Annotated in this window: 9 protein-coding genes; 3 read left to right on the forward strand and 6 right to left on the reverse strand. The window is 45.2% G+C overall.

Translation table 11 applies throughout. The annotated features are described in order from the left end of the window. Window positions 1-27: 27 nt before the first annotated feature. Window positions 28-5,088 carry a DUF4132 domain-containing protein gene (locus CJF29_RS17895; RefSeq protein ID WP_099146569.1) on the forward strand — a complete coding sequence of 1,687 codons (5,061 nt, stop codon included), beginning with the start codon at window positions 28-30 and terminating at the stop codon, window positions 5,086-5,088. Window positions 5,089-5,095: 7 nt separating this feature from the next. Further along, window positions 5,096-5,569, forward strand: a complete 474-nt coding sequence (locus CJF29_RS17900) for a GAF domain-containing protein (RefSeq protein WP_004327073.1) — start codon at window positions 5,096-5,098, stop codon at window positions 5,567-5,569. A gap of 109 nt (window positions 5,570-5,678) precedes the next feature. Here CJF29_RS17900 and CJF29_RS17905 read toward each other — a convergent pair whose 3' ends face one another. From CJF29_RS17905 to CJF29_RS17930, 6 genes are all read right to left on the reverse strand, one after another. Then, complete coding sequence (locus tag CJF29_RS17905; RefSeq protein WP_176553134.1) at window positions 5,679-5,993, reverse strand: chaperone modulator CbpM; 315 nt, start codon at window positions 5,991-5,993, stop codon at window positions 5,679-5,681. Between the two features lie 14 nt (window positions 5,994-6,007). Then, entirely contained in the window at window positions 6,008-6,973 is a 966-nt protein-coding gene (locus CJF29_RS17910) for a DnaJ C-terminal domain-containing protein (RefSeq protein WP_004327076.1), read from the reverse strand. Window positions 6,974-7,067: 94 nt separating this feature from the next. Continuing rightward, the gene (locus CJF29_RS17915; RefSeq protein WP_008644785.1) at window positions 7,068-8,771 is read right to left on the reverse strand and encodes a phosphoethanolamine transferase; all 1,704 of its coding nucleotides are present in this window, start codon (window positions 8,769-8,771) and stop codon (window positions 7,068-7,070) included. After that, on the reverse strand, window positions 8,758-9,957 hold the full coding sequence (locus CJF29_RS17920) for a BamA/TamA family outer membrane protein (protein ID WP_004301038.1): 1,200 nt from the start codon (window positions 9,955-9,957) through the stop codon (window positions 8,758-8,760). The genes CJF29_RS17915 and CJF29_RS17920 overlap by 14 nt, the downstream gene beginning before the upstream one ends. Before the next feature lie 89 nt (window positions 9,958-10,046). Continuing rightward, window positions 10,047-11,060, reverse strand: coding sequence for a threonine aldolase family protein (locus tag CJF29_RS17925; protein ID WP_074637949.1), 1,014 nt, complete (start codon window positions 11,058-11,060; stop codon window positions 10,047-10,049). 171 nt (window positions 11,061-11,231) lie between these two features. After that, the gene (locus CJF29_RS17930; protein WP_004301053.1) at window positions 11,232-11,450 is read right to left on the reverse strand and encodes a winged helix-turn-helix domain-containing protein; all 219 of its coding nucleotides are present in this window, start codon (window positions 11,448-11,450) and stop codon (window positions 11,232-11,234) included. Between the two features lie 236 nt (window positions 11,451-11,686). Here CJF29_RS17930 and CJF29_RS17935 point away from each other — a divergent pair, with 236 nt between their 5' ends. Beyond that, window positions 11,687-13,426, forward strand: a complete 1,740-nt coding sequence (locus CJF29_RS17935; RefSeq protein WP_044918898.1) for a thiamine pyrophosphate-dependent enzyme — start codon at window positions 11,687-11,689, stop codon at window positions 13,424-13,426. Window positions 13,427-13,522 lie beyond the last annotated feature (96 nt).

Consider the following 13,522-nt stretch of genomic DNA (forward strand, 5'->3'; position numbering starts at 1 on the left):
TAAAACACATTGAAAACGAAAAGAATCATGAGACTGATTTATAATGACGCATTAAATAAACGGATTGCTCCATACCTTGAAAGGTTAACAAAAAAGAGAACCAGTTTAGACAAAGAGACAATGACACTGTTGGATGTATTCATGCAATACTTCAACATGGATACCCGATATGGTGCATACAGCGATAAATTAGAGCCTTGCATCATCTATATTATCCAAGAAGAGAAGATTAAAAGCGTTGCCAATCTTTTTGACGGTAAGTTGAACAAGCTACTCCGCTATCTATTGGGAGACGAGTACGCCCACCTGTTCCACACCTATCTGGAGCTCAAAGCACGGTGTCCGTACACTCACGGATACTCGCGCCGGTCGCAACGGTCGGCAAATCCTCTTCTGCATATCGGCCACGTTATAGATGCATTGACCCAGTTTCTGAAACTGCGCGCCACCGGATTTACGGATCAAGCCGTACTGAACGGAGGAAACACTCCGGAAGAAATAGAAGCATACAAGGATTCGATGAACTGCCAGAACTGGATGGCCGCCCAAATAGCAGAAGGCAACCAGACTGTCATTAAGCATCTCAACAGCGTGCTAACCAGCGAAAATAACGCCAACCGCCTCAATCAGGGACATTTTCAGGCTATTGCAATGAGCGGATACCGCCCCTTACTGGAACTGGAAGGAAAGTTACTTCTGGCAGCCAAATTACAGGAAGGGCTCCGTCAAGCTATCGTGGAAACGATGGACGAAGGATGTCCCGAAAGTTATCTCCATCTTTTCTCGGTCATCTGCGACAACGGTCTGGAACGATTTGCTTCCGTGAAACGCGGTATTGCAGTCAGTACGGGGATTGGAGAACAAGACAGCAGCGAACGTATCACCAATAAATATGTAGAACTGATCCATCGTTTTCTGAACGACCGGAAACAGGCACACGCTGCTCTTCAAAGCAAAGATACAGTCGAACTCTATCTGGCTTTATGGAGCATCGGATTCTATAATACGGAAGAGATTCAGACGCTTGTGCCGGAAATTATCAAGAAAGGTGCTAAATATCAGGTACAGACGTTACTTTATTTCTTGCGCTGTACACAATATTCCGGCATGAACCACCGAATCAGCAAAAATGCCTTCGAAAGATGGCATAAGGAACCGTCGGTGGTAGCGGCTATCTTACCGTTGTATCTGTCCGGTCTCTATCTTAGCCGGTATGGAGGGCACAAAGACGCCCCGTCACTCCACGACTATTTTGATAGCAAAGAAGAGGCGGTCCGCCATTATGAATATCTGAAGCAAATCTATCAGTCCATCTCTGCCAAAGAGATTTATTCTCCTTATGTATTCCCTTGGGAAAGCACAGAACTCACCCGTTCGGAAATCGTTCTCAAAATGGCATATATCACCTGGATGACTAATAATTCTGCATTGAAAGACGATCTTTGCAGCTATCTGCCCTCTCTGGATACTTATATGCGGGCAGGCTATATCGGTGTTGTATTAGCTCCACCGACCAGTCCGCTACAGGAAGAATATGTACTGCAATCACTGGGAGACCGTTCGCAAGATGTGCGTGAAGAAGCATATAAAGCATTGTCCGAGATGACCTTATCGCCCGAACAAAACCAGAAAGTAGAAGAGTTACTGCGCTTCAAATACAGCGAAATGCGTATCCATGCTATCAACCTGCTGATGAAACAGCCCAAAGAACAGCTAGCCGACAGCATCCGCCGCTTGCTAACAGACAAGGTTGCCGAACGCCGCCTGGCAGGATTGGACATGATGAAGACCATACACAATGTAGAATTCCTGCAAGATATCTATCAGGAATTGATCCCGACAGTTAAAGAGATTCAGAAGCCGAACCCGAAAGAAAAAGTATTGATAGAATCTCTGATTGGCGATGGAACAGAAGAGAGCGTCACACAACATTATACCAAAGATAACGGTTTCGGTCTGTACGATCCGTCTCTTGAAGTCAGTCTGCCGGAAATTACCCAGGACAAAGGATTTAACGTTAAAAAAGCATTCGAATTCATCTGCTTTGGAAGGGCCAAACTCGTTTTCAAAAAACTAAGCAAATACATCGAAACCTACAAGAATGAAGAATTCAAAAATGGTTACGGAGAAGCACGTCTGGTAGGTAACAGTGTCCTTATAAACTGGAGCAACTACGGAGGATTGAGCGGACTCGGATTCCCGGAATTGTGGAAAGCCTTCTACGAAGAAGAAATAGGAAGCTACGACAAATTGCTGATGATGAGTTTCATGCTTGCATCGACAGGTACCGCTAAAGACGAAGACGACTCCGACGAGGAAGATGAAGAAGACATCAAGGCAGACCAGAAATCAAGTAATACTTTTGAGCCGCTTGTCAACCGGATGTATGCCGGCATCACTTACCGCGGATTGCAGAAAGACCTCCGCAAGATGCCGTACTATGAACAGATGAGTGACATCATCGAAGCACTGGCATACGAATACAAAGATGAAGCCGTCTATCAACGACTGGCCGTCAATATGCTGCTCCAACTATTGCCTTTGCTAAATACCAAAAACATCTTCCGCCAATACACCAGTAAGCATGCATGGCTTCGGGACAAACTGGAATACGGAGAAAAACAGGTCGTTTATCCGATACATAACAACAAATTCGTGAACTTCTGGCTCGAAATGCCTCAAAAGCCCATGAATGATGATCTATTTATCCGTTACTTCACAGTGCGCTATCAGCTTTATAAGCTCACCAACTACATGGAGCACACCCCCGAACTAGAGGAAACAGACTCTTATCTTCATGCCACAGACTTCGCCCGTGCCTGGATGCTGGGAATCATCCCGACAGAGGAAGTATACCGTGAAATGATGGGACGCATCAGCTCTCCCAGCCAGATCAAAGCAATCACCATGGTATTGAACGACAACGTTCGTTTCAACAAGGAAAAAGAAAGATACGCCGATATCAAAAACATCGACTTCTCCCTCTTCCGTTCCCTCGCCCAAAAGGTGGTAGACCGGATTCTTGAAATTGAATTAAAACGTGGAGACTCCGAGACACAAGTCACCTCCCTTGCAGAAGAACTAAGCTACGTCTATGGAGCTGAAACATTTATCCGTATTCTGCAAGCATTTGGCAAAGATACTTTCATACGTGACAGTTACAACTGGGGCAGCACCAAACGGGGTGTATTGAGCAGTCTGCTCCATGCTTGTCATCCCCTGCCTACGGACACCAGCGAGAATCTGAAGAAACTGGCGAAACAAGCCGAAATCAGCGACGAGCGACTGGTAGAAGCCGCCATGTTCGCCCCACAATGGATTGAACTGACTGAAAAGGCAATAGGCTGGAAAGGACTGACAAGTGCAGCCTATTATTTCCACGCCCACACCAATGAAACGTGTGACGACAAGAAGAAAGCGATTATCGCCCGCTACACCCCCATCGACGTAGATGACCTGCGGGAAGGTGCTTTTGACATCGACTGGTTCAAAGATGCATTTAAGACAATTGGCAAGCAACGCTTCGAAGTGGTCTACAATGCCGCCAAATATATTTCATGCAGCAACAGCCATACCCGTGCCCGTAAGTTTGCCGATGCTACCAACGGTGCAGTGAAGGCGGCAGATATAAAGAAAGAAATAATAGCCAAGCGCAACAAAGACTTATTGATGAGCTACGGCCTCATCCCATTGGGACGGAAGCCGGATAAAGAACTGCTGGATCGTTATCAATACCTGCAAAAGTTCCTGAAAGAGAGCAAGGAATTCGGTGCTCAAAGACAGGAAAGCGAAAAGAAAGCGGTAAACATCGCTCTGCAAAACCTGGCACGCAACTCCGGTTACGGAGACGTTACCCGCCTGACCTGGAGCATGGAAACCGAACTGATTAAAGAACTTCTTCCCTACCTGTCCCCCAAAGAGATAGACGGCGTAGAAGTGTATGTACAAATCAACGAGGAAGGTAAATCGGAGATTAAGCAAATCAAAGACGGCAAAGAGCTCAACAGCATGCCTGCCAAGCTGAAAAAGCATCCGTATATAGAAGAACTGAAAGCAGTACACAAAAAGCTGAAAGACCAGTACACCCGTTCGCGCATCATGCTGGAACAGGCGATGGAAGACTGCACCCATTTTGAAGAAAACGAATTGCGCAAGCTGATGCAGAATCCTGTTATCTGGCCATTACTGAAACATCTCGTCTTCATCTGCAACGGACAGACGGGCTTCTACACCGATGGATTGCTGATTACAGTGAATGCCGTTTGCCTCCCGTTAAAACCGAAAGACGAGTTACGCATCGCGCACCCCACAGACCTGTATACAAGCGGAGACTGGCATGCTTATCAAAAATTCCTGTTCGATAAATCAATCCGCCAACCTTTCAAACAGGTATTCCGCGAACTTTACGTTCCGACTCCGGAAGAAATAGAAGCCACTCAATCCCGCCGCTATGCCGGCAACCAGATCCAACCGCAGAAAACGGTTGCCGTACTGAAAGGCCGTCGCTGGGTAGCCGACTATGAAGACGGTCTCCAAAAGATCTATTACAAAGAGAACATCATCGCCACCATCTATGCGATGGCAGACTGGTTCTCTCCTGCCGACATCGAAGCTCCGACATTAGAATATGTCTGCTTCCACAACCGCAAGGACTACAAGCTGATGAAAATCTCGGAGATTCCTCCTGTCATCTTCTCGGAAGTGATGAGGGACGTAGACTTGGCAGTAAGTGTAGCTCATGCCGGAAGCGTCGATCCGGAAACCAGCCACTCTACCATCGAGATGCGCAGCGTGCTGGTGGAACTGACAATGCCGTTGTTCCATTTCAAGAACGTGACGATAAAAGGAAGTTTCGCTCACATTGAAGGCAAACTGGGTAAGTATAATATCCATCTGGGCAGCGGTGTGATCCATCAGGAAGGTGGTGCACAGATAGCCGTTCTTCCGGTACATTCGCAAAATCGCGGACGCCTGTTCCTGCCTTTCGTAGATGAAGATCCGAAGACTGCCGAGATACTGACTAAGATTATCTTCTTTGCAGAAGACGATAAGATAAAAGATCCGAGCATCCTGAACCAAATCAAATAGTAAAGAGATGGCAGAAAATTTAATCATCCACACAGGAAGCAAGGAAGAAAAGTATCGGGAGTTACTTCCGCAACTGCATGCTTTGGTAAGTACGGAAGCAGATCTCATTGCCAATCTTGCCAACATGGCAGCAGCCTTAAAGCAGACTTTCGGTTTCTTCTGGGTAGGCTTTTACCTTGTGAAAGAGGAAGAACTCGTACTGGGTCCGTTTCAAGGCCCCATTGCCTGCACTCGCATCCGCTTTGGCAGAGGAGTTTGCGGAACCGCTTGGAAAGAAGCCCGTACACTGATTGTTCCTGATGTAGAGCAGTTTCCTGGACACATAGCCTGTAGTTCGGACTCGAAATCGGAAATAGTAGTACCGATCCTCAAGCAGGGGAAAGTTGTCGGGGTGCTGGATATCGACAGTGATACATTGGATAGCTTCGACACTATCGACGCACGCTATCTGGAAGAGATTTGCACGTATATTGTATTATAAAATAACGGCATAAACATCCTGAAAAAACGGAGGCTCTGATTGAATGAATCAGAGCCTCCGTTTACTATAAATAGAGCCTCTGTTCGAATCAAACAGAGGCTCTATTTTTTTACCAGTCCATATCTTCTATTTCCCGTTCCCGGTACAGCAAAAGTTGTTTGCGAAGCGAACGCATTTCGTGCCTCATATCTTCCATCCTTTCCAGCAAATGATGAATGGCATCGATACCTTCCATGTTGATGGATAAGTCATAGTACATTCTGCTATAACGTTCCACGTTCGGGAGTTCCGACAAAAGCAGATAATGTTCACCGCCTTCGGTATGCACGTTAATCAAACCGCCCTCTTCCAACATTTCGATGAATGAAGGCTCAATATGACATTTGTGACAGTATTCACTGATAATTATTAATTCAGTCTGCATAGTACTCATTCATTTTAGTTCATACTCTGTAATTGACGGAACAACTCTTTCTGTTTGTCGGTCAAGTTCGTAGGAATCTTGACAGAATAGGTCACAATCAAGTCACCGAATTGTCCTTCCTTCTTATAAACCGGGAATCCTTTACCTTTCAGACGGACTTTCGTACCGTTCTGCGTTTCCGGTTTTATCTTCAGTTTCACTTTACCGTCCAGCGTGTCGACAACTTTCTCGCCTCCCAATACGGCAGAGTAAAGATCTACCTCCACATCTACGTACAGATCGTCGCCCAGGCGTTTGAACACCGGGTCTTCGGCTATAACGAACGTAATGTACAAGTCGCCCGCAGGTCCTCCGTTGACACCTTCGGCTCCGTAGCCTTTCAGTTTAATAACCTGTCCGTCGGCTACACCGGCAGGGATAGTGATACGTACCTGTTTACCATTTACAGTCAATATCTGCTTATGCGTTTGAGCAGCATCACGAAGGGAAAGATGAAGTTCGGCATTAAAGTCCTGTCCGCGGAATCCCGCAGAACCTTGTCCTCTTCCTCCCCGATGTCCGAACATTGATTCGAAGAAATCGGAAAATCCACTAGCGTTGCCACCGGAAAATCCTTCTCCATCGGAACTATACCAATAGGTTCCGTTACCGTCGGAGAAACCCTGACCCGCACCGCCGAATCCGCCGAAACCTCCTGCACCGCCAAAGCCTCCGGCTTGTTGCTGTGCACGTTTCTGCGCTTCGAATTCATCGGCATGCTTCCAATGTTCTCCGTACTCATCATACTTTTTACGTTTCTCGGGGTCACTCAGTACTTCATTGGCTTCGTTGATTTCCTGAAATTTATCCTTTGCACTAGGGTCATTAGGATTCAAATCAGGGTGATATTTCCGGGCCAACTTACGAAAAGCCTTTTTGATATCATCCTGAGAAGCACTTTTGTCTACTCCAAGAATCTTGTAATAATCTATATAGGCCATGTTTTATGAATTTAATCGTTCATACATCATACGGCAAATAACACGCCAATCCCATTTTTGGATGCAAAAATTAACAAGGATTAATACCTAATACTTAATACTTGATATTCCTCTTTTCCAGCATCTGGAAGTCTTGCTTCTTCATGCCCAAATCATCCAACGGACGGGGATCATTGTGATCGTTCAGATAAACCCTCGGTTTCAGGACGTAGTACGAAGCCGTCACAGCCTGAGAATCATCCCGGTAAGGAGTTTCTATTCCGCCTAAAGACAGCATGGTCGGGAAGAAAGAGCTGCTGGAAGAAACATTCTTATCCTTATTTTCAATAGCGGTATTCCAACGTTCGGGATACGTTTCGCGGTAGTCATCGGACATCCAAATCAGGAATGGCACATGAAGCTGATAATAAGAAGGTACGGGAGAAGCGTGGAGGAACAGATGACGGGAATCGTCGAAAATGTCCTCTCCATGATCGGAAGTGTAGAGCATGGCGGCATCTACCTGCTGTTTTTCCAACATACGGATAAGTCGTGACAGAAAATCATCCGTGTAACGAATAGAGTTGTCATAGGCATTCACCAGGTTATCCCGGTATTTTCTCTCTGCTTCCATCGGATAATCGGGCGTAAAGAAAGCATCTTCCGACGGGTAACGTTCGCGATAGTTAAAGTGGGAACCGTAGGTGTGAAGTACGATGAATTGTTTCGTTGCACCTTTCGCCAGTTCCTCCTCCACCAATTTCAGAAGTTCGTCGTCAGAAGGATTATAGGTAGAACTGACCGAATCTTCTTTTATAAAATCATACGTATCGGCTTCCATTCCGAAGAAGTCGATAAATGAATGGTTGTAACGTTGGTTGGAGAAAAAAGCCGTCCGGAATCCTGCCTCTTTGAAAGCGGTGATGATTCCTTTTTGATGGTAGATAGAGTCGTAGTTGCAGGCAGTAGCACCCGACATCAGCATGGGGACACTTTTATGTGTCGTATTCGACTCTGTCAACACTTTTGGGAAAGCAATCAGACCCGTTTGCCGGGATAAGAGCGGGTTCGTTTCACGTTCGTAACCATACAATTGCCAGTTTAGGGCACGAGAGGTTTCTCCTATGACCATTACATATACTTCCCGTTTTCCCTCCGGATGAGTAGGCCGGGCATGGAAAGTAAAGTCTTTGGATGTACGGTGGTAATCCTGTGTCAGAGCTGTTCTTTGAAAGGCAAGACCTACGTTGTAGCATACGTTTAGCGGGTATAAATCAGATTTCAACTCATATCCCGAATCCTGCACATAGGCTCCGACAAGACTAAGGAGGGAGATTCCAAAGACCAGGAAGGCTCTCTTCCGTTCCCTGCGAATGAACTCTACCGTAAGTTTCCGTTTACGTATAATTGAAATCGTCCCTAATATCAGGGCAGGTACATAGAGTATGATTACAGCAATAATGGCAGGTGTGAGATTATCGAGCAGTTCCAATGCCTCACTCGAATTGGTGGTGACCAGATTCAGAAACATATCGACAGCGATAATGGACTGGCCGAATAAATAAAGCAACACGATCTGAAAGGCTCCGAAGAACAGGAACAGGAATAAAATCCACAGCATCTTGCCGCAATTCCTCGACAAAGTCATCAACAGGTAATAGCAACCGAAAGGTAACAACACATTGGCGACTTTTGCCATAAATGGTAAAGGTTCTGTAAAACAGAGTACCATATTAGGTACTATCAAGATAAACAGGAACAGATAAAACAGATGTTCCTGATTTTCCAACCAATTCTTTATATTTTTAAAAAGCTTCATTGATGTTAAAAATAAATCCGGTCTGGTGTTTGCCAAACCCTAAATCCAAACGTACATTTACTCTCTTCTTAAATTCCCAACGATACCCGAAGCCATAATTAGGCAGAATGTGTTTCGGGGTGAACTCGGAAAGTCGTGGAAAAATCGTTCCCGCTCCTACCCATACAGCTACTCCATTCCGTTTCCAGACGTGTTGCCGGAGTTCTATTTGCGCGTCCATTGCTCCCTTGTCCCGATAGCGTCCTTCGTAATATCCGCGCATGGAGTAAGAACTTCCCAATGTTGCCATCAATCCCCAAGGGGTATCGCCATAGGTAAGCAATGTGTGGAATTGCCCTGCCAGCACTCCACCTTTCCATACCGGCTGATAATAACTGGTAGTCAGTTCTGTACTGCTAAACGCATATTTATTGCCGAGAAAAGCCGGACTGAACCGCTGGTCTATCCGCAAATAATAGCCATGATATGCATTTGTCAGGAAATCACGTGAATCGTAAAGGAGGGAAAGTCCCAGGCTGGTATTAGTGGTTCGCGCGGCCATTCCTTCCCATAGTTCCGGTTTCTCAAAGTTCCGTCCGTCGATATAATCGAATACGGCCATCGGGCCGATGTAGAAGTTCTTTGCCAGCCGAAACATAAAATCGACTTTCACCTGTGCCTGAAAACGTTTATAATCGCTTTCGTTATCAGAGTTCGCTCCATTGTCATATCCCCGTCCCCAATACAGACTGGGAAAAGAATAGAAATAGAGATTGTAATTCAAGCGGTATTTATCTTTTGGAAACAGATGATTTCCGCGGACTCCCAACAGATAGAAGCCGACAGTCGACACATCTCCGTAAAGAGAGACATTGGAGGGAGGAAGAAGCGTATCAATCCGATCGGTTCGATATAGTCCGGCTGCCACCAGTCCGAGTCCGAACTTGGTGTCACTGGAATAATGTGGGCCGCCTATCACACTGAAATCAAACTTTTTATTCTTTTTTTCCTTATTGGCGTCATTGAAGTAATCAAGAAACTTTTTAAAGAAACTGCGCTTTGCCGGAATGGAATCTTCCATGGTTGCAGATATAGAATCCTCCGGCAGTTCAATTTTAGTAGAATGCAGCTGTGCGCCCAACGGGGTTTGTGTCAACAACAAAAGCGCGAATATGATTAGCCTGTTCTGTCTAGTATTCATAATCATAAGAAGTAGAAAACTTTGCGGACAAAGTTAGTTTCAAACTTCCTATAAAAACAGATATTCAGGCGCTTTTGTTGTTCCGGATTTCCTTTTTAACGTTTTAAAAGTCTTATAAACTCGTCTACATCCTCCTCTGTGGTATCAAAAGAAGTCACCAGACGGATTTCATTCTTCTCTTCGTCCCAAAAATAAAAGAAGTAAGACTCTAGCATCCGGTCGATAACCGGGCGGGGCATGGTGAGGAATAACTGGTTACTTTCGGCTTTTTGAGTGAAAGTTACTTCGGGCAGTTTCTTCAATTCAGTGTAAAGTTTGGCAGCCATTGCATTGGCATGGTTGGCATTCTTCAGCCAGAGGTTATCTGTGAGGTATGCCGTAAACTGGCAAGAGAGGTAACGCATCTTCGAAGCGAGCTGGGCGGATTGCTTACGGATGAAGCGGGCTTCCGGTTGCAGGTCTTTATTAAATACAATCACGCACTCTCCCATCATCAGTCCGTTCTTCGTTCCGCCAAAACTAAGAATATCGACTCCGCAGTCTACTGTCAGTTCCTTTAAGGAAAGATTCAAAGCGGCACAGGCATTGGCTATTCTGGCTCCGTCCATGTGTACATACATACCATTCAGATGGGCAAAGTCAGTCAGACGTTTTAACTCTTCGGGAGTATAGATGGTGCCAAGTTCGGTACATTGGGAAATATAGAGAGCTCTGGGTTGCGAATGGTGCTGATCGCCGAAACCATGCAGATAGGGTTGCATCAATTCCGGGGTAAGTTTACCGTCAGGAGTGGCAATCGGGCGAATCTGACAACCTGTCATTTTCACAGGAGAGCCGCATTCATCTACATAGATATGAGCCGTTTCCGCACAAAAGATGGAATGATACGGACGGGTCATCAGCTGCAATGCTACCACGTTGCTACCCGTTCCGTTAAATACAAACAAGGGGACACAGTTGGGCGTAAAGGTTTCCTTTATCTTCGCTACGGCTTCTTCTGTCCATTTATCATCGCCATATCCTAAAGAATGGTCTATATTAGCCCGGTTCAATGCTTCCATTACCAACGGATGCACACCGGAATTATTGTCGGAGGCAAAACTTCTCATTGTTTCTTACATTTTAATTCGTGATGCAAAGTAACAGAATTATTTCCGGAAATCCATTGAAAGGAAGATACATAAAGCAGAAAAAGGATAAAAAACGAGAATCTCCGAAGTGCTGACTATGCTGTCATTCCTCCGGAGATTCTTCTGTTCTCGTTAAAGCGTCAAACTCTTTCAGCCAATATAAACATTCACACAGAGATATACATAAAGCTCTTCATCGCACTGATCGAACTCTATTTTGCTCTCTCTTGACAACCACCCCAAAGCGGCACCCAGCTCTTTATCTTTCAGCCCGGATTTTCTCTTCAAAAGTCCATAGCTCCACTTCTCATTATTACTAAGCAGTTGCCAAACCTTACCGGCATTCACACCGATTTCATTTCTGTTCATTTTTCTAGAGTAATTAAGAGGTTTAATACATTAGGTTAAGATTTCGCCTATAAAGATAACAAAAGGATATTGCAATTGTTTATACATCTTTACTAAAAAGTTGTTACAGAATTAATTTTAACATAAAAGTGGTGATGTGTCCCGACACAAAGGCGTTATTAGCATATGTTAAATCAGAACTTTTCTTTGCAGCCATCTGTTATTACATAAAAATCAATCCTAAACCAATTACAGCTATGGCAAAAAAAATAGCAGAACAGTTGATAGATACTCTGGTAAAATCCGGAGTTGAACGCATCTACGCCGTAACAGGCGACAGTCTGAATGAAGTAAACGAAGCAGTCAGAAAAAACGATCAAATAAAATGGATACATGTGCGCCACGAAGAAACAGGGGCGTATGCCGCTGCGGCAGAAGCACAACTGACCGGTCGCCCGGGATGCTGCGCGGGAAGTAGCGGGCCGGGACATGTTCATCTGATTAACGGCTTGTATGACGCACACCGATCCGGCGCACCGGTAATCGCCATCGCCTCTACAATTCCTACCGGAGAGTTTGGTACGGAATATTTTCAGGAGACGAATACCATCAAACTTTTTAACGATTGCAGTTATTATAATGAAGTAGCCACTACTCCCACACAATTTCCACGTATGCTCCAGTCGGCCATACAAACGGCTGTCACCCGCAAAGGGGTGTCCGTTATCGGGCTTCCGGGTGACTTGGCAAAGGCTTCTGCCGTTACCGTCGACTCGTCGGTTATCAACTATCCTGCCCCACCGGAAGTTTGTCCGTCGGAAGAAGATCTGGCTCAATTAGCTGACATGTTAAACAAACATACACGTATCACTCTTTTCTGCGGCATCGGTTGCCGGGGAGCTCACGAGGAAGTGATCGCGCTTTCCGAGAAGCTGAATGCTCCGGTGGTATATACTTTCAAAGGAAAGATGGAGGTGCAATATGAAAATCCGTATGAAGTGGGTATGACCGGATTGTTGGGAATGCCGTCAGGCTATTACAGTATGCATGAAGCCGAAGTGCTTCTCATGCTCGGCACAGACTTTCCTTATTCCGCTTTCCTGCCGGATGACATCAAGATAGCACAGATTGATATAAAGCCCGAACGTCTGGGACGTCGTGCAAAGGTGGATATCGGACTTTGCGGTGATGTTAAACTGAGCATCCAAAGTCTATTGCGTATGCTGAATCCGAAGACAGATGATTCGTTCCTGTTGAAACAACTCAAAAGATATGAAGGCGTAAAGAAGGATCTGGCTGCTTACACGGAAGATAAAGGCGACGTAAATAAGATTCATCCCGAATATGTGATGTCCGAAATAGACAAACTAAGTTCGGACGATGCTGTGTTCACAGTAGATACGGGAATGACTTGTGTGTGGGGAGCACGTTATCTGCAAGCGACAGGCAAACGCCACATGCTGGGTTCTTTCAATCATGGTTCTATGGCAAATGCTTTGCCGCAAGCCATCGGTGCCGCACTAGCTTATCCGGATCGCCAGGTAGTGGCGCTTTGCGGAGATGGTGGCTTGTCTATGACTTTAGGAGACTTGGAAACCGTTGTACAATATAAGTTACCAATTAAAATTATCGTATTCAACAACCGTTCATTGGGAATGGTGAAGTTGGAAATGGAAGTGGACGGATTGCCGGACTGGCAGACAAATATGTTGAATCCAGACTTTGCTCAAGTGGCCGAAGCAATGGGAATGACCGGATTTAATGTCAGTGATCCGGAAGAAGTGTTGACTACCTTACTGAATGCATTTGAGTTGGACGGTCCGGTACTTGTTAATATCATGACTGATCCGAACGCACTAGCCATGCCTCCCAAAATTGAATTCGGTCAAATGGTGGGCTTTGCACAATCAATGTATAAGTTGTTAATCAACGGTCGTTCACAAGAAGTAATTGATACGATCAATTCTAACTTTAAGCATATACGGGAGGTATTTTAAGTTATTCTATTTTGAATATTTTCATAACCTCTCTCAAGGTATGACCTACTATTATTGTCAATTTCAATAAGGTAAGTCATACCTTTTTATAGTCTA

It is taken from the genome of Bacteroides celer, assembly GCF_002632415.2.
Taxonomy (GTDB): domain Bacteria; phylum Bacteroidota; class Bacteroidia; order Bacteroidales; family Bacteroidaceae; genus Bacteroides.